General features: G+C 57.6%; 12 protein-coding genes. 4 read left to right on the top strand and 8 right to left on the bottom strand.

Annotated elements, in window-relative coordinates:
- Nucleotides 1-98 precede the first annotated feature (98 nt).
- From ACNJYD_RS10400 to ACNJYD_RS10365, 8 genes are all read right to left on the bottom strand, one after another.
- Nucleotides 99-2,117 (bottom strand): carbamoyltransferase family protein, encoded by a 2,019-nt coding sequence (locus ACNJYD_RS10400; RefSeq protein ID WP_439366253.1) that lies wholly within the window; start codon nt 2,115-2,117, stop codon nt 99-101.
- Nucleotides 2,118-2,443: 326 nt separating this feature from the next.
- Nucleotides 2,444-3,232 carry an ABC transporter permease gene (locus ACNJYD_RS10395; protein WP_439366252.1) on the bottom strand — a complete coding sequence of 263 codons (789 nt, stop codon included), beginning with the start codon at nt 3,230-3,232 and terminating at the stop codon, nt 2,444-2,446.
- Between the two features lie 3 nt (nt 3,233-3,235).
- Nucleotides 3,236-4,156: a nodulation factor ABC transporter ATP-binding protein NodI gene (gene nodI, locus ACNJYD_RS10390; RefSeq protein ID WP_439366251.1), complete on the bottom strand. Its 921-nt coding sequence runs from the start codon at nt 4,154-4,156 to the stop codon at nt 3,236-3,238.
- A gap of 1 nt (nt 4,157) precedes the next feature.
- Entirely contained in the window at nt 4,158-5,867 is a 1,710-nt protein-coding gene (nodU, locus tag ACNJYD_RS10385; protein ID WP_439366250.1) for a nodulation protein NodU, read from the bottom strand.
- A gap of 13 nt (nt 5,868-5,880) precedes the next feature.
- A complete protein-coding gene (gene nodS / locus ACNJYD_RS10380; RefSeq protein WP_439366249.1) occupies nt 5,881-6,510 on the bottom strand; it encodes a nodulation methyltransferase NodS in 630 nt (209 codons plus the stop codon).
- Between the two features lie 11 nt (nt 6,511-6,521).
- Nucleotides 6,522-7,898: a chitooligosaccharide synthase NodC gene (gene nodC / locus ACNJYD_RS10375; protein WP_439366248.1), complete on the bottom strand. Its 1,377-nt coding sequence runs from the start codon at nt 7,896-7,898 to the stop codon at nt 6,522-6,524.
- Nucleotides 7,899-7,915: 17 nt separating this feature from the next.
- Nucleotides 7,916-8,575 carry a chitooligosaccharide deacetylase NodB gene (gene nodB / locus ACNJYD_RS10370; protein WP_439366247.1) on the bottom strand — a complete coding sequence of 220 codons (660 nt, stop codon included), beginning with the start codon at nt 8,573-8,575 and terminating at the stop codon, nt 7,916-7,918.
- Nucleotides 8,572-9,204, bottom strand: a complete 633-nt coding sequence (locus ACNJYD_RS10365) for a NodA family N-acyltransferase (protein WP_439366246.1) — start codon at nt 9,202-9,204, stop codon at nt 8,572-8,574. The genes nodB and ACNJYD_RS10365 overlap by 4 nt, the downstream gene beginning before the upstream one ends.
- An 826-nt stretch (nt 9,205-10,030) precedes the next feature.
- Between ACNJYD_RS10365 and nodD1 the strand changes: the two genes are divergently transcribed.
- The 4 genes from nodD1 to ACNJYD_RS10345 all read left to right on the top strand — a co-directional run bounded on the left by nodD1 (nt 10,031) and on the right by ACNJYD_RS10345 (nt 15,644).
- The gene (gene nodD1, locus ACNJYD_RS10360; RefSeq protein WP_439366245.1) at nt 10,031-10,975 is read left to right on the top strand and encodes a transcriptional regulator NodD1; all 945 of its coding nucleotides are present in this window, start codon (nt 10,031-10,033) and stop codon (nt 10,973-10,975) included.
- A 642-nt stretch (nt 10,976-11,617) separates the two neighbouring features.
- Nucleotides 11,618-12,607, top strand: coding sequence for a transcriptional regulator NodD2 (nodD2, locus tag ACNJYD_RS10355; protein WP_439366244.1), 990 nt, complete (start codon nt 11,618-11,620; stop codon nt 12,605-12,607).
- Between the two features lie 898 nt (nt 12,608-13,505).
- Complete coding sequence (locus ACNJYD_RS10350; protein WP_439367452.1) at nt 13,506-14,219, top strand: MerR family transcriptional regulator; 714 nt, start codon at nt 13,506-13,508, stop codon at nt 14,217-14,219.
- 306 nt (nt 14,220-14,525) lie between these two features.
- On the top strand, nt 14,526-15,644 hold the full coding sequence (locus ACNJYD_RS10345; RefSeq protein WP_439366243.1) for a branched-chain amino acid ABC transporter substrate-binding protein: 1,119 nt from the start codon (nt 14,526-14,528) through the stop codon (nt 15,642-15,644).
- Nucleotides 15,645-16,966: the final 1,322 nt, after the last annotated feature.

The raw sequence follows: 16,966 nt of genomic DNA, 5'->3' as shown, positions 1-16,966 counted from the left end.
CGACCGGCCGGAAGTCCGGTGCCCAATGCCCTCTGCGCGTCGGATGGACCGGCCCGCTCACATGCAGGCATAGGCGTGGCCATGCTCATGACTTACGGCTATGCTCCGCTTTGCACTTTATTGTGGCCCGAAGCCCCGCGCAGCGGATGAAGGCGAACGCCCCGCAGCTCCCATACGAGCCGCAATTCCTTCACAAGGTCTTCACGCTTGGCCTGGTCCAGCATGGCTGCGTCGAAAAGCCACCCGAGTGACGCCTCGCCTTCGATCCGCATCAAGATCTCGAAAAGCTCAGTTGAGATACGCATACTAGAATGTCCCGTGCGTATCTCGCAAACCGTTTCCTGTCGATCTGGCGCTGTGTAGGAGCGAACACGATGAAGGGATGCATACGGCGGCAATGACACGCCCAGCGCACTCCAATCCTGCAGTGATGCTAGCCGCTTCCTGACGAGGAACGGGCCAACAACAAGTCCATCCAGGTCAGTCGTTAAGAACGCGGTGATCGCATCTGACACGGACTGCACAATCGGCTCGGCGTTGTTGTTAAATGAGGTATTCAGAAGAATCGGAACGCCGGTTCGCTTCTTGAACGCATTAATTACATCCCAATAGGTGGGGTTTGTCTCACGCGATACGGTCTGGAGCCGAGCGGTCCCATCGACGTGCGTGATCGCACCGAGGACGCTGCATTTGGCTTCACGCACACGAACCACGAAGTTCATGAACGGGAGCTGCCGCGTACCGTTCGGGAGCTCAAAGAACTCGCTCGCATCCTCCTCCAGTACAGATGGCGCAAAGGGGCGATAGCCCTCGCGCTTCTTGACCATCGCGTTAATGCGGTCCTTGTTTTCCGCAGGCCGCGGGTCCGCGAGAATGCTGCGGTTACCAAGCGCACGTGGGCCAAACTCAGAGCGGCCCTGAACCCAGCCGATTACAGCGCCATTTGCCATCCAGTCTGCCGCACTGGATGCAATGTCATCACTTCGTTGAATGTCGAGGTGGCCTGACCATGCGTTGAGCTCATGCTCTATGGCTTGCTCGTTCCCGAGATCGGGCCCCCAATAAACGTCCGGCAGTCGCTCGCGCGGCGCTGGCCTGCCTAACTTGTTTGACACCATCAATGCAGCGCCGAGTGCGCAACCAGCGTCGTGCGCCGCGGGTTGAACAAAGATGTCGTCAAATAGACCCGAATAGAGCAGCCTTCCGTTCAGCGTGCAATTATGGGCCACCCCGCCAGCTAGGCACAAGCGTGTCATGCCCGTCGCTTCGCGATGGTGCCGCAGAGTGTGAAACACGATCCGCTCCAGCGCTTCCTGCAGCGACGCGCTGACATCTCGATGCTGTTGGGTGAATGGCTGTCCCTTGCGCCGAACCTGAATGTTGCGGACCAGGGCCGGTCCGATTCGATCCAGGTGAACGCGATAGTCACCGCTGTCCAACAACTCGTAGAACTGTGCGAAGAGCTCGCGATAGCGATTGGGATCACCATACGGTGCAAGCCCCATCACTTTGTACTCGTCGAACATCCCGTAACCGAGATATCGAATCGTCTCGAGATAGAATAGCCCTAGGGAATTATGCTCCGGGAAACTTACAAGTTGTGCAATTTCGGTGCCAGACCCTACCGCCAATAAGCCTGAGAGAAAATCGCCGCCGCCGTCGATCGCAAAGACGAGACTTTGCTCGAATCCGGACATGGCAAACGCGCTCACGGCATGCGCTTCGTGGTGATTCACGAAGGAAAGCCGGGACAAATCGAGCTCGGCCCCGAACTCCCGTGCCAGCAGCTGCCGCAGCAACAGTTTTGCGTCCAACGTAACGGGTTGAGAGACAGAAAGACGCTCGAGCATGGTTTTGCAATAGGCTTCAGTCGCGTAGAACGCGATACGGTCGATCTCGCCCAGTTCGACTCCTGCGGTAGAAAGGCAGTATCGGATCGAATTGCTGGGGAACTTGTTGGAGTGCTTGACGCGGTTGAGGCGCTCCTCTTCGACAGCAGCAATTACGCGCCCATCCTGCACAAGGACTGCAGCGCCATCGTGGAGAAATGTATTCGGCAGCTCCGGAGAGCTTTCATAGATTCTGTCAAGGCCGCCACTCAGTCCCAGGCACAACATCCCGTTCTCCACTCGTTTTGATGGGGACGCCAACGTCCGTCCCACCGAACTAACCTGTACACTCATGCTCCCCCGCTGCGCAGGCCAGACAGCACAACACGACTTTGCAAGCTCCGTCTCGGCGGGCCTAGCGACAGGCCGCGCAGAAATGGGGGTGTCGGCATCCGACACCGATCGACCGAACAGGCGGCCGTAGAGCTGGTTGGATCGCGGCCTCTTAAGGTCATTTCAGAAGCTGCTGCAACAGACCAGGTCACTCCCGCGCTACCGCAGAGCGCATCATGACGCCGCATCGATTGCACTTTCTCCGTTTCCCTCAACTCACGTCAGCGCAGCAGGCGGCGCCGAAATAGCGCTGTCGACGCGAAAAAGGGCAAGACCGCGTAAACACAGAGCGCACCTACGTGCAGGGCGGCACTGTCCGCTCCGCGCTCAAGCATCATTGGACGAATAAGGTCGACCGAATGTGCGAGCGGCAACAAGCCCGCAAAGTGCTGAAATGAGTCAGGCAGTTGGCTCGTCGGAAAGATCGCGCCACAGAGAAACACCATGGGCGTAAGGACGAGCGACTGGTAAAACACGAAGTAATCGTAAGTTGGCGCAAGAGATATGACGACCATTGCCAGGCTGGCGAAGACAAGACCCGTAAGGGCGACTGTTGGTAACGCACAAAGAATGGACGTCCAGGATGCATAACCCAGCGCTGCAGCGACAATCCCGATTGCTGTCCCCGCTAGCACGGACTTGCTGGCCGCCCACACCAACTCACCTAGAACGATATCGCCGAGCGTGAGCTGTGTGAACAGAATTCCCTCCCAGGTGCGCTTGACACCCATCCTAGCAAAGGCCGCATATAGGGTTTCAAAGGTCGCGGATGTCATCGCAGTGACTGCGATCATACCGGCCGCCAAAAAGGCAATGTACGAAGTCCCCTCAACCCGTCCCACGATGAGTCCGAGGCCAAAGCCAAGGCCCAACAGATTAGTTATGGGGTCTGCGAGATTGCCGAGAAGCGATGCAAGCGCGACTTTCCTCCATGCCAGGAAATTTCGTCGCCATACCGCGATCCAGTTGTACGCGTTAGCCGGCATCACCGACGCATAACCATCATCCATCGCTCATTTCTCCATCTCGCGCCCGGTCAACCGCAAGAACACGTCTTCGAGATTCGGAGGGCGCTGCAGTACGCGAAGGTTTGCTTGCCCGCGCAGGTGCACGCGGACCTGCTCCGGATATCGCGCGTAACAAAGAAGCGTCTCTCCACTCACTTCGATATGCCGCGCATAAGGTCTGATCAGCTCTCTGAGTTGATTGGGATCACCGCCATAGATCTCGATCACGTTGCAGCCGATATGCTCGTCGATCAAGGCGTCTGGTTTTCCTTCTGCGATTTTGCATCCACTTTCAAGCACGCATAAGCGATCGCACAGGCGCTCGGCCTCTTCCATGAAGTGAGTGGTCAAGAGGATCGTCTTGCCACGCGCTAGAAGGGCCCGCAGGCGCTCCCAAATCAGGTGGCGTGCATGCGGATCCAACCCAGTGGTCGGCTCATCCATCACGAGCAAATGTGGATCATTAATCAGGGCACGCGCCAGCGTCAGCCGCCGCCTCATGCCACCGGACAACTCGGAGACACGCACGTCCGCTTTGCTTTCAAGACGCGCAAACTCAAGCAGCGAGGGCGCAACCGCCTCGATCCTGCGAGCGCTCATGCCAAAATAGCGGCCAAACACAAGCAGATTCTCTCGCACTGTGAACTCGAGCTCGAGGTTGTCGAACTGCGGCACCACCCCGACGCGCGTACGCGCCGCACGAGCGCGGGAAGGCACAGGCTCATCGAGGACTGTAATCTTGCCTCCGTCGGGCGAAATCATGCCGAGGAGCATGCGCGCAATCGTACTCTTGCCAGCTCCATTCGGCCCTAGCAGTCCGAAACACTCTCCGCGCGCGACCGAGAACGACAGGTCGTTGACGATAAGCTTGTCGCCAAATGACTTTTTTACACCGGCAAGGTCGATCGCCACAGTGGACATGTTCATCTTAGGCTGACAGAAGTCGTTCCGTGGACGATGGCTTCTTGACGACCGTCTTGCTCCAGAGCATGCCCTCGCACCAAACATGCTCGACACGCCCCCATTGGCAAGCTGCCGCAGCGTCCGGAAAGAATCCCCGTCCGTGGAGGTTGGCGCTCGTGTTGCAGAGCAGCGGAATACCCGTGAGTTGCTCGAATTCGACGAGAAGCGCGGCAATCACGTGAGGAGAGTTGCGGGAAATTGTCTGCAGCCGCGCCGAGCCGTCAAGATGGACCACCGCGGGGACCTTGGCGCGCCAATTCGCCCGGGTCTGGTGATCGAACAGCATGTAAGGATCTGGCGTGCCCGGGCTGAAGATCTCCGGTGCCCGATCCTCCAAACAAATCGGCGCCACCGGTCGGAAGTGCTCGCGACGTTTGATGTCGTTGAGATGATCCTTCATTGCCGGGCTCGTTGGGGCTGCAAGAATGCTTCTACCGCCCAACGCCCGCGGCCCAAGCTCGGCACAGCCGGAAAGAAAGATGACGGGCTTGTTGTCGGCAAGAAGCGACGCAAGTTCACTCAAACTGCAAGGAGCGGCCTCCCAGTCCGGCGGAACCTCGCTCTTCTGGAGGGCAGGACCACTGTAAACTGACCATTCCAAAGGACCGAAGCCATTCTGCGCTGCCATAGCACCGCACGCCGCGCCGATTGCCGAGCCGCTGTCATTCGGAAACGGCGGCACCCAGACATCATCGAACAATCCCGTCGCGCGAAGCGCGCTGTTCCATTTGATATTGAGACCGCAACCTCCGGCAACACATAGATTTCGCGCCCCAGGAAGCGACGAATATCTCAGCAGAAGCAGCGCGATCTCCTTAACAAGAAGACGTTCCAGAAACACATGGAACGAGGCGAGGACGTCCTCCGCTCGCTTGTTCGCCAGGCGCAATGCGCTTGCCTCGAAGAACTCGTGCATAGCTGCAAGAGACGATTCCGCATTGTTGACGTCTTCGCGATAGCGGCGAGCCTGCTCCGTGTCGGCCGCCAAGCGCGTTTCGTAAAGCTCCTGAAACACTTCCACGATGCTTTCATCGACGGAGCCAAGCGCGATGTAGGCCATCAGCTTACCGGCGATACCCAGATCCCAACTGGAGCGGGTCGGCTGCCGGTATGGCCCGAAGTGAAGGCCCGCGGCAGCATAGGCGTGGCCAATCATCGGAAACAGCGACCCAATGAACCGAGCGCCGAGCGGTTCGACATAGTAAAGACGCGGAAAGATACAGCCATCCCACACCAGACAGAACGAGGGTTTTCCCGCGGCTGCAAAGGGGCTGGTGCTATATGCTGACGCGACATGGCCCGTGACATGCGGGTAGCTCTTATATGGAAACTGCTTGCCGCCGAGCAGGAGGCCAAGGCCGTCGACGGGATCAAGGAGGCCCTCAGCATGACGCTCGACATAGGGCGCGCCTTTTAGCGCGACCGGCACAGCTCCGCTTGGGAGCTGGAATTGCGATTCATTCTCCCCGTCCCAGCCGTCAATGACGAACTGATCGATATCCCGTGGATCCAGGCCATGCTCCGCCAGGGCGAGCACGACTGCATCGAGATTGTCGATGGATTGATACCGTGGACCGTTGCCGCGCTTCTCTTGCTCGACACAAAAAAGAAGCCGACCGTCTTCGACGACAGCGATTGCTCCGTCATGTGTCAGCTTTATTCCGCAGATGCGCATACGTCCTCCTGGCCTATTGACCGACGTTACATTGTTCTGACGAGGCGCCTGGCCTCCGAAACCGGACGATCAAGCTGTCTTCGTTCGCTACCCCGGTGCAGCAGTGCCGACGCTCGACCTCCGATAGGCTCTCGCTAAAGAGAGCGATCACAGTTTCAGCACCAGCAGCATGCCCCCAGCGTTGACATAGCTCATCACGCGCGGACCCGAGAATCAGAGTGCCACTTGGCGCAAGCATACTCACCAGGTTGCGGATAGCCGCATGCATCTCGCCCACGTCTTTGAGGTAGTAAAGGACCTCGGCCACGACAATTAAATCGAACTGCTCAGTGGTCGAGAACCGCTGAATGCCGCAGGTAACCCAAGTAATATGTGACCACTTACTCGTCCGCAATCGCGCTCGCTCGATTGCCTGCGGCATGACATCGACCACGGTAAGTCGCTCGCATAGCGGCGCTAGCAGCTCCGTGAATGCACCCGCTGCGCATCCTACTTCGAGGGCAGACGCAGTAACTCCGCTGCCGCATGACATCCGGAGCATTTGCGCGTATCGCTCCTGCTCGAACGAGCTACTGTCAAGGCGCCATGGGTCGTCGGCAGCCAACTCTTGCTCTAATAGCTGATGGTTTGCGTCCGGAGTCATGAGCCGACCACTTATTCGTAGGCAGTCGAGCGATCGCGACCGGAAACACTCTCCGTGGCGGCCAGGCTCGATGGGCGGTGTGCTAACCCCGCCTTATGAACGGGATTAGGCCCCACCCCTACACCAGCCGCACTTCGTCCAGCGTTCCAGCGCAGGATGACACGCTGTTTCTCCTCTTCGCCCGACACATTGGTCACTTTTCGCGATAGCCAATCGCTATTGCTCAATGTACAAAGCGCATAGGCCTTCAATGGTAGCAAAAGAAAGATATTGATCGGTGTGTGGAGCGAGAAGCCGATAAACCGCAAATCGCGAGCGCGAAGCGCTGCCACACTGCACCGGACCATAGTCATTGCAGCAATCGTCAATCCCGTCCACCAGGGTATAGAGCCACCGATCAGGAGCTGTGCAAGTGCAGCAAGTGTTGAAATGGCCAGCAGAAATGGGCCGAGATTTTGCCCGATAACATCTAGCGTCAAATAGCCATCGAGGCCTGGGAGCAGGCGCAATGCAAGAAACGTATCTCGAAAGGTACTGCGCGCCCAACGAAGCTGCTGACGCAGATATGGCCCAAGACTGTGCGGGACGACTGTGGCTGCTATCGCGTCTGGGACGTATTCGGTTCGAAACCCCGCCTTGAGCATAAGTATCGTTAGATGGCGGTCCTCGCCGAAATCACTCGGCTTCCCACGGAAGAACTGCGCTTCGTATTGATCGAGAAGCAAGGTCAGCGCGGAACGCCGATACATGGCACAAGGGCCGCAACAACACATGACGGCACCGAAGCGCGCCTGTGCCGCGCGCTCTTCGTTGCACGCGAGCCAATATTCCATATCGATCAGCCTGGTCAACCAGGTCTGGTTACGATTACTTGCTATCAGTTGACCCATCGCCGCACCGATTTCCGGGTCACTCATCTTCAATACAAGCTTCGTGACGACGTCGGCAGCAAGTATCGTGTCGGAGTCGACGTTGAGAACCAGATCACCGGATGAGCTGCGTATCGCAGCGATCTGCGCTTTGCGCTTTCCGACGTTGTTTGCCAGCAAGATGATACTGAATCTCGGATCGTTGGCATATGTCTGGTGTACAGGCGCGACCACGTCGCGGTTTGCAGATCCGTCATCGACCACATAGACTTGTATCTTTCCGGCGTAGTCTTGACTGCAAATCGACTCCAGGCACTCGGCGAGCGTGTTTGGATCCTCGTTGAAGCATGGCACGATGACGTCCACGGTGGGAAGGACCACCTCCGCTTTTGCCAAGCTGTCCTGTAATGAGGAGTTGATCGCCGGCCGGGCATAAAGCGCTTGCACGCTTTTATAGATAGTCGAGAGTACCGCATAACTTGAAACAGCGGCAGCACTGGTTGTCGCGAGCAGGTCCATTGGGTGTCAGTTCTTGTTCAGTGAAGTTGAGGAAGTGGACGGATTGCAAACCCGCGCCGTTGTAGTGCCGGGATCAGATATGCGAGGGCCGTGGCGGTCTGATCGCGCAGCGTTTCATCGGTGCACAGTCTCTCCTCATCGGGAGGATACCCGTCGTGCAGGAGCACAATTGCACCCGGCCGAACGTTCGCCAGCACCGAATTCACAATTGTATCAACTCCAGGGCGGGACCAATCTCTCGGGTCGACCGACCAGTGCAGAGCCGTGAGACCAGCGCTCGCCGTCATTGCGAGCACCTGTTGCGTCCATATGCCGTAAGGCGCTCGCATAAGCCTGGGCGAGGCCTTCGGGCACGCCAGACGGATCGCCTCGCTCGCGGTCAGCACTTCATCCTGTAGCTCCGCAGGTCCGCATCTGGATAGATCAGGATGGGTCATCGTATGGTTCGCAACCTCATGACCTTCCGCAATCACTCGTCGGATGAGGTCCGGATGCTCGATCGCGTACGTGCCGATGACGAAGAATGTCGCGGGAACCCGATGTTGCGCCAGCACATCGAGCACCTCTGGCGTGCAAAATGGGTTCGGCCCGTCATCAAAGGTCAGATAGACAGCTCGACTTCCACTCACATCAGCGTAGTCGCAGCGGACAGTGGATGGGGTGAAGCGCTCTGTCACAACTCAGGCCCGTTCCGATCGATGACAGTCCCGGCCGGCCAGTCGCTTATCGAGCGTCCCAGCGGAAACACTACAACTATCGCGTCCTCGAGGCGGGTCGGCGATAAATTGGGATAGACATCCGGCTGTGTGGAACGGACGCGAATGCCATGCATCAGGGTGGCGAGTCCCTGCCTTTCGACCAGTCGCTTCATATGTTTCTCAAGCGCCGACCGAACCGTGCCAAAGCCGAATGGAACACCAAGCTCCTGCAGTACGGGATACATCACGCGCATTGCGTGGCTTATTCCGAGCCCCTCGAGATCCGGGCGCACCGCATACAACCCCAGCTCCGCCACAAGGAGATCGACTTCACTAACTTTGATGAAGCGACGTAGCAGCCCGATGTGAGCCGCTACCCCGCGCGCGTCGTAACCAATTGCACGAAGCTCCGGTCTTGCGCCGGCCCAGCTTCGGCTTCCCTCAAAGGGCTGCGCATTGTACGCACCTGTGGGCCCATAACTCTTGCGGAAGAACTCCGCGAGCTCGGCATGATCGGCGAGCCGCAGCTCGCTCTCCCAACGAAGGCTCCACTGCACTTGAGCGCGCGCAGACGCACGTTCCGCAGTCGGGGATACGGCAATGTTCATGGCGAGCATCCTTGCGCCTGATGAATTGAACGGGAGGCGGTCACGTGATCTCTACCTGCAGGGCTGCCGATCAATACTGAAATGCCCCGCTGTACTTTGTCGGAGCTCCGCACCGCAGGCCTGCACCCGCGCCCTTCGCCTCCGCTCGCGAATAGCTATCGCTTGGTTCGCGCTCGTCATCCTGCTGATGTGCCATGCCCGTGCGGAAGACCCCGTTGAGGCAATTGGACTAGCCAGAACCGGTCTGCACCAGGGAGCGCTTGCGCCCTCCGTTGCATCGCCGTCCGGCGAATTGACGGTTGCGGGCAAGCCACCGACGCGCGATTCGTCATCGATGACGCATCCGAGCGGCATCAGATCACACTGGCTCCTATACATCTTAAACAGACCCCAAATAGGCTGGACAGGCGAGCCGTTTGGAATGGCGCCTGAAATGCTTGGCATCCGCAATCTGCGCCTGCCGCTATGCCCTGACACTAGATTGATACTGAAAGCGCTCTCAAGTGTACGCGGGTAAACCTCGAATATGGGAATGGATGACAGCCCCATACGAAGGTTTATCGGGTCCCGCTCGGCGCTCAAACGAGCGCACATCGCACGGAGACGCAGCACGACTCGCACGCCGCGCCTGTAGACGCCCATGAAATGGACGCGGCGGTGCGCTCGCACGTACAGGAGCTTTTCTCTGAGCTCACCTGAACGACCATAAACCATTGTGGTGTGCCTGGTTCGTTTTTCAAACTTCAGTTTGCTATCCAACATCCCGCTATTTGGTAAAATCGATTGTTTCGATAGAACACATCCACACTATGGATAGACTCACAACATGCGGTTCAAGGGACTTGATCTAAATCTTCTCGTTGCGCTCGATGCCGTGATGACGGAACGCAACCTCACAGCGGCGGCTCGCAAAATTAACCTGAGCCAGCCCGCTATGAGCGCTGCGATCGCGCGGCTCCGCGCCTATTTCCGCGATGAACTATTTACTATGAGAGGTCGCGAGCTCGTCCCGACACCTGGCGCAGAGGCGCTTGCAGGTCCAGTTCGCGAGGCCCTGCTGCACATCCAACTCTCAATCATATCGCGCGACGCGTTCGACCCGACTCAGTCGAGTCGACGCTTCAGGGTCATTCTTTCAGATTTCATGACGATCGTTTACTTCCGCAGAATTGTGGACCGCATGGCACAAGAAGCTCCCGCCGTGCGGTTCGAATTGCTGCCCTTTTCCGATGAACCCGATGAGCTGCTTCGTCGGGGCGAGGTCGACTTTCTCATTCTGCCGGAACTGTTCATGTCGAGTTCGCACCCTAAGGCGACGCTGTTCGACGAGACCCTCGTGTGTGTGGGATGCCGCACGAACAAGCAGCTATCCCGACAGCTTACGTTCGAGAAATACATCTCTATGGGGCACGTTACTGCCAAGTTCGGACGGGCACTGAGACCGAACCTCGAAGAATGGTTTTTGCTTGAGCACGGTCTGAGGAGACGAATTGAGGTCGTCGTGCAGGGCTTTAGCCTGATTCCGCCCATATTGTTGGACACGAGCCGTATTGGCACGATGCCCTTACGGCTGGCCAGACACTTCGAAAAGCGGATGCCACTGCGGATCATCGAACCGCCTCTCCCCCTACCCATATTCACAGAGGCCGTGCAGTGGCCCTCGTTCCACAATACCGACCCCGCGAGCATTTGGATGCGGAGGATATTGCTCGAGGAGGCATCCAACATGGCATCTGGTGAGCAAAAGCCTCCAACTCGCAGGCGCTGTTAGGCTTAGCGCAAGCTGCCGCTCCGAATATCCCAATCACGTTACAGGCTCTTTCGACGTGTTCGGTCCCTTTCCTCGCACCCGCGTCTCCTGGGGAGACACTGCCACGACCTCACAATGCAGCGATCCATTGCGAAGACTTTTTCAGTTGTAAGCGTGATGACTTCCCAGGTGTGGTTTGATGGCCTTGCGCTGCATTCAGAGCTGCCCCTCGCACTATCGCGGACAGAACACGCCTCCATTACAACTCCTTCGCTTGGCCAATAAAATGGCTTGAATCGCACATTGCGTCAGGTTGTACGTTGACCGTCACGACTAGCGCTGCACGACGCAGCCGTCGACGGAGCGCTTTGGGGACCTCACGACGCTCGCGGACCCTGGGATGACTGCTATCGGCGAGCTGAACGGGCCCAGCTCCGTGATCGGCTGGAACCGGCGAGACCAATCAGCTTGGAGGCTCCTGACGCTTTCCTGCCCCTGCCGGTCGGCTTACCGCGGCTGTCCATTCTTGTGGTCATTTCGCGAGCTTCTCTTCGCGATGGCAGGCTTGAGCCAATCTCCGTTTGGGCGAGCCAAGACGATTGCCTCAGGCGGCCGCAACCGCACGTTTTGCGCAGCAAGGACGTCTGTGCCGGATAGGAAGAGATGCGTTTCAAAGGTCTGGATCTAAATCTTCTCGTCGCGCTGGATGCTCTGATAAGTGAGCGCAGTCTCACCTCAGCGGCACGCAAGATTAATCTCAGTCAGCCGGCCATGAGCGCAGCCGTTGCCCGGTTGCGCTCATACTTCGGTGATGAACTGTTTGGAATGAGGGGGCGCGAACTCGTTTTGACCTCGCGCGCGGAAGCGCTCGCGGCTCCTGTACGCCAGGCTCTGGTGCACATTGAACTCTCAATTGTGGCGCGCGACATGTTCGATCCAGCCCGATCGAGCCGACGATTCAGGATCGCCCTTTCTGATTTCATAACAATTGTATTCTTAAAAAACGTCGTTGAGCGCGTCACGCGAGAAGCCCCCACCGTCAGCTTCGAACTGGCGGCGCCGACCGATGGGCACGAGGAGCTCCTTCGCCGCGGCGAACTCGATTTTGTTATCCTGCCAGATTTTCTTATGTCCAGCGCGCACCCCAGAGCTGCCCTATTCGAGGAGAGACTCGTCTGCGTAGGCTGCTGCATGAACAGGGAATTGCAACGCCGGCTTACATTCGATCGATATATGTCGATGAGTCACGTTGCAGTTAAGCACGGAGTCCCCCAGACGCCATTTGAGCAATCATTTCTGATCGATCTCGGCCCCGCTCGGCGCATCGACATTCTCGTCCAGAGCTTCAGCATGATTCCGCCCCTCCTTGTTGGGACGAACCGCATAGGCACGATGCCATTAGGGCTCGTGAGGCATTTCCAAAAGATGATGCCTCTTCAGATTGTCGAGCTTCCGGATCCATTCCCCGTCTTCACTGAAGCGGTCCAATGGCCCGCACTTCACAACAATGACCCGGAAAGCCTCTGGATACGGGAGATATTGCTCCAGGAGGCCACGCGCATGGCGACTGCACAAGAGCACACCGTCACCAGCACTCCGGGAGGATCGGGCAGTGCCGGAAACTTCGTACAATCCGTTTCGCCGTTGCCGTAAGGACGCTCGTGAGGTCTACGAACCTCACGTTCCAACACTTGTCTCAACACCCACCATCTGCCTGGCTCCTTTGTCGCGGGACAAGGACGCTTCGGGCGCGCGATTATGAGAGCTACTTTATATCTCTCGCGCATTGGCGTTAGGCGCGATGCACAAACCGCAGAGTGTTGGCCTTGCTTTAGAGATAGGGACGGAGCAGCACGTTCACGCTTAGGCCAGGCGCTACGTTGCAACCGCGCGCGCCAAGCGCTCTCTCCAGAAGGCGGGACCGGCACAGGGCTCCTGTCGTCAACTCTCTGAGTTAGTAGTTTCTCCCGATAAATGGAGGTGATCGACTTCCTTGGAGTCGCAACACAATGCATCGTGAGCATAGAGGTCGTCGATAACACAGACGAAGCCAAACATCCGCGCTCGCGTGTGGCCCTATGGCATCACTCTACAGTACACCGCATCTCCATCGCTCTGCGCCGCAGGTATGACTTCTTTTGGCCCCACCGCGGCCAAACGTCTTGACGACGTGCGCTGCCCTGGACCAGGACCCAATTCAAACAAGGAGCTGAAGGTTGAAGCTATCCAGCGGCGTGTTCGATCCAGAAGAGCTTTCTGCCCTTGGACGAGTTTATGATGGCGCCGTCGACGCGCTACCCCCATCGATGCGGAGTCCAGAAAACCGCACGGCAATCGCCAAGCTCATCCTGGAGCGTACAGTGGCGGGCGAGACTCAACTGGCATGCCTAGCGAACTTGTTGATCACCCTTTCCCCTCAGGGTTGATCCGCCGCCATTCTAAGGATAGTCACCACTCTCGCGCTGGAGAATAGAAGGCGATTCAGGCTGACGCTTAGAAAGCAGCTTGAATCATACGTGACGTCAGGTTGTAGGCTTCAAAATTGAACAACATGAACAGACCTACACCCAGACGGCGTCGATGGCGCATTGGCGAACTTGCAGAGGCGACCGGTGTAACGGTTCGCACGCTGCACCATTATGAGCACACAGGACTCCTAGCAGCCACAGAGCGTACTGACGGCGGCCACCGGATGTATGACCGTGAGAGCGTGCAGCGGGTTCAGCAGATTCGCGCGCTGCGTGAGCTTGGCTTCTCACTTGTCGAGATCCGGAAAGCCATGGAGGGCACGACCTCCCTCACGGACCTACTGCGCAAACATTTAGAGCGCATAGAACTTCAAGTCGCTCGAGCAACTCTGTTGCGCGATCGTTTGCGAACCATGACAATCGAGGGCGAGGTGCAAGTAAGTGTGGATGAGCTGCCTGCCACTCTGAATGCCATGTCGCGAGTCGAAACGCGTGGTCAAACGTCCCGATGCATCTGCAATTTAGCTGCGGAGCGCGAGGACCGGTGGCGGCGGATCCGCGACGACCTTCGCGATTGCATGGATCGCGGCGATCACCCTTGCGGTGAACGTGCAAAGGCTGTCGCGGTTGCAGCGCGCTTGCTGATCAGCGAAATCGCGGGGGCCGATTCACGCGTTTCGATGATCCTGAAGGTACTTGCACGATTAAGCGCCCCCCGCGCTCTGGCTGGCTGGGATCCGTGCCTGATGCAATATCTCGATCTGGCTCTTGGCGGGTTGGAGGATCAGCCGTACTGACCATTCATGGCCGGTACCACACGTAGGTTGAGGGTGCCGATAAACGCTAGGTTGATCGGCCGCTCTCAGATGCGGGCAGAGCTTTATGAGCTCAAGCGGACAGATGGTCATGGCCCGCCCCTATCCTCGCCTCTGACGCACCCATCGTTCTCCCCAAAGGTGCTTGATCCGCACGTAACGTCAAATTGTAGGCTCGCGCATAATTGGGAGCTCGTCGAGCCAGCGCACGTTTGGCCTAGAGCGACCTCGATCTGCAGGAATGTCCTGATCATATTTGCTTACGGTTCACTTATTGGAAGCTCCACAATGGCAAATAGGCGGCGCGCTTCTGTTGCAAGTGCAGCGATTCTCTTTTGCGCTCTTGCCGCCCCGGCCGCGCGCGGCTCTGAGGTAAAGATCGCCGTGGCTGGACCAATGACCGGAAGCAGCGCCGCGTTCGGCGCGCAAATGCGCGATGGTGCAGCGGCGGCGGTCGAGGCCTTGAACGCTTCGGGCCTACTTCCCGATAACGCCAAGGTTGTATTGATTGTCGCTGACGACGCCTGCGACCCAAGGCAAGCTGTCGCAGTCGCGAATAAGCTCGCGACAGAGCGAGTCCTGTTGGTGGTTGGCCATTTTTGTTCCTCTTCGTCGATACCGGCCTCGGACATCTACGCCGAAGCAGGCATCGTTCAGGTGTCACCAGGCTCGTCAACTCCTCAGCTAACAGAGCGCGGCCTTGAGACTGTCTTTCGGATCTGCGGCCGCGACGACCAACAGGGAAGCGTTGCCGCGAAGTACATACACGTGAACCATCCCAACGAGAATATCGCGGTGCTCGACGACAAAAGCACTGCTGGCAAGGGCATTGCCGACATGGTTGAAGCCCAGCTTCATCGATTCGGACGAAAAGTCAGTCGGCAAAGCTACATTGCAGGAGAACGGGACTTCAGAGCGTTGGTCTCAAGAATGAAAAAGGAACGAGTGCGCGTCGCCTATATCGGCGGCTATCATACCGAAATCGGATTGTTTGTACGCCAAGCAGCAGAAGCAAAAGCCGACTTCGTAGTCATGGCAAACGATCCGCTAATGACCTCTGAATACTGGGCCATTACCGGTAGCGCCGGGAATGAAACATTGTTTACCTTCATGCCCAATCCCACCGGGAATGCCAACGTGGCCGGCGCGGTCGCCGGACTCAAAGCTTCCAGCCTGTCCGCTGAAGGCTACGCGCTATTCGCATATGCAGCTGTGCAAGCCTGGGCAGAGGCGGTGAACTGGAGCGGCTCCTTCCACGCTAAGCGGGTCGCCAGCGCACTTCGTTCATGGCCGATCGATACCGTGATTGGCCCGGTCCGGTTCGACAAAAAGGGAGACAATTCGACTTCTGGATTTTTGGTTTACCGCTGGCGCGACGGCCGTGTTGAGCATGTTAAGAACTACTGATTGGTACGTACCGCCGGCGCCCGCAAAGGCAAAGTATCACGAATGATGAGACCTCCCCAGAACGTTATCGCAGCGATACTCGCCAGCTCTTTTATACTTGCTGCTTTCGGAGCGTTTTTCGCGCTCGCTGCGTCGCTCGCAGAGCTAGCCAACGTCGAACTGACGGAGGTGCTACGTCCAATGATTGACAAATAGCAGCCCAGTTGTCCTGATCCGTCAGGCAGCACGCGATCCCAGAAGCGATTGCAGTTCCGGCGAATTTGAAGGCATGACCCTTCTGCCGCCAAGTGATCGACGGTTCAGGACGAGGAACGCAAAGCTAACGAACTTATAGTCACGCAATGCTCAGCCGGAGGCGCGTTCGCTACTTCGATCACACTGATAGCCGGACCGCCATTGACGCATTCTCCTGTACTGATCATATCGCGCAAGCTCGAATCCACGCAGGGAAGAGAGAGCGGGACGGCATGGAGCAATTAGGACCCACCACATAGGCCATTGCCGGGTACTACGGGTAACCGCGGCTGGCGGATAGTCGGGGCCGACATTGCATGCCTCTCTATTCGGTCTGGGACTACTGCAGAACTTCTTGGGCCCCATATTCGCAACCGCGCAGCCATGCGACTTTTGCTTTGTCAATCATCGTCACTGATCAATGGAGCAGCAACCCTGCCCGACATCCCTTGTGCTCTGAACCCAGACTGTGGGAAACACCCGTCAACCGGCTCCGGAAGGCGGTGAGACTGCTCGCGGCGCTATCAACGAACTGGATGCATCCCATCAACACTTTCGATTTTACTAATTCAACCCAAACATCCCATAAGTCGACGCCGGATTACGGAAAGAACAGTCCACGAATGTCTCGTGACAATGACTCCTTGCAGCTTGGCCGCAGCCCAATTCGCATCTGTCGTGCCTGCATCACGCAATGTCTGACAGCGAAACATGCGGGGCAATGCAGGGCGATGAACAATCGCAGGTGGGCGCGCAATCTATCAGGTTGTCGTCTCTCGCCTTTGCAATGATACTTGGCGGCTCCAAGAAGACAGCTCACGCACACTGTTCGGCGAAGGTAAATGGGTCCGCAGCATAGAACTCGCGCAGGTGACCTGTCCTTTGCACCGGTGCGGGCCGGATTTTTCGCTCTGACCGGGCCGATAACGTCAACAATCCAGCACGTATCGCCGCGGCTCCAAGCAAGGAAGTACAATCACCTGTGTGAGTCCGACTGGAGTCACTGCAATTGCCCGACGCGCTGGACGGCTCGATCACGCTCCAATAGACTTCCGGGTCATCTAGAACGCTTGTCGGCTTTTCCATAT

Source organism: Bradyrhizobium sp. SPXBL-02, assembly GCF_051853065.1.
GTDB lineage: Bacteria > Pseudomonadota > Alphaproteobacteria > Rhizobiales > Xanthobacteraceae > Bradyrhizobium.
Note: the sequence above shows the minus strand (reverse complement) of the source record. Positions and strands in the feature narration are given on the sequence as shown.

What these genes read in the sequence shown, in the direction of transcription:
- ACNJYD_RS10400 (WP_439366253.1), bottom strand. Translation starts at nt 2,117, where the DNA reads ATGTTGTGCCTGGGACTGAGTGGCGGCCTTGACAGAATCTATGAAAGC.
- ACNJYD_RS10395 (WP_439366252.1), bottom strand. Translation starts at nt 3,232, where the DNA reads ATGGATGATGGTTATGCGTCGGTGATGCCGGCTAACGCGTACAACTGG.
- nodI (WP_439366251.1), bottom strand. Translation starts at nt 4,156, where the DNA reads ATGAACATGTCCACTGTGGCGATCGACCTTGCCGGTGTAAAAAAGTCA.
- nodU (WP_439366250.1), bottom strand. Translation starts at nt 5,867, where the DNA reads ATGCGCATCTGCGGAATAAAGCTGACACATGACGGAGCAATCGCTGTC.
- nodS (WP_439366249.1), bottom strand. Translation starts at nt 6,510, where the DNA reads ATGACTCCGGACGCAAACCATCAGCTATTAGAGCAAGAGTTGGCTGCC.
- nodC (WP_439366248.1), bottom strand. Translation starts at nt 7,898, where the DNA reads ATGGACCTGCTCGCGACAACCAGTGCTGCCGCTGTTTCAAGTTATGCG.
- ACNJYD_RS10365 (WP_439366246.1), bottom strand. Translation starts at nt 9,204, where the DNA reads ATGAACATTGCCGTATCCCCGACTGCGGAACGTGCGTCTGCGCGCGCT.
- nodD1 (WP_439366245.1), top strand. Translation starts at nt 10,031, where the DNA reads ATGCGGTTCAAGGGACTTGATCTAAATCTTCTCGTTGCGCTCGATGCC.
- nodD2 (WP_439366244.1), top strand. Translation starts at nt 11,618, where the DNA reads ATGCGTTTCAAAGGTCTGGATCTAAATCTTCTCGTCGCGCTGGATGCT.
- ACNJYD_RS10350 (WP_439367452.1), top strand. Translation starts at nt 13,506, where the DNA reads ATGAACAGACCTACACCCAGACGGCGTCGATGGCGCATTGGCGAACTT.
- ACNJYD_RS10345 (WP_439366243.1), top strand. Translation starts at nt 14,526, where the DNA reads ATGGCAAATAGGCGGCGCGCTTCTGTTGCAAGTGCAGCGATTCTCTTT.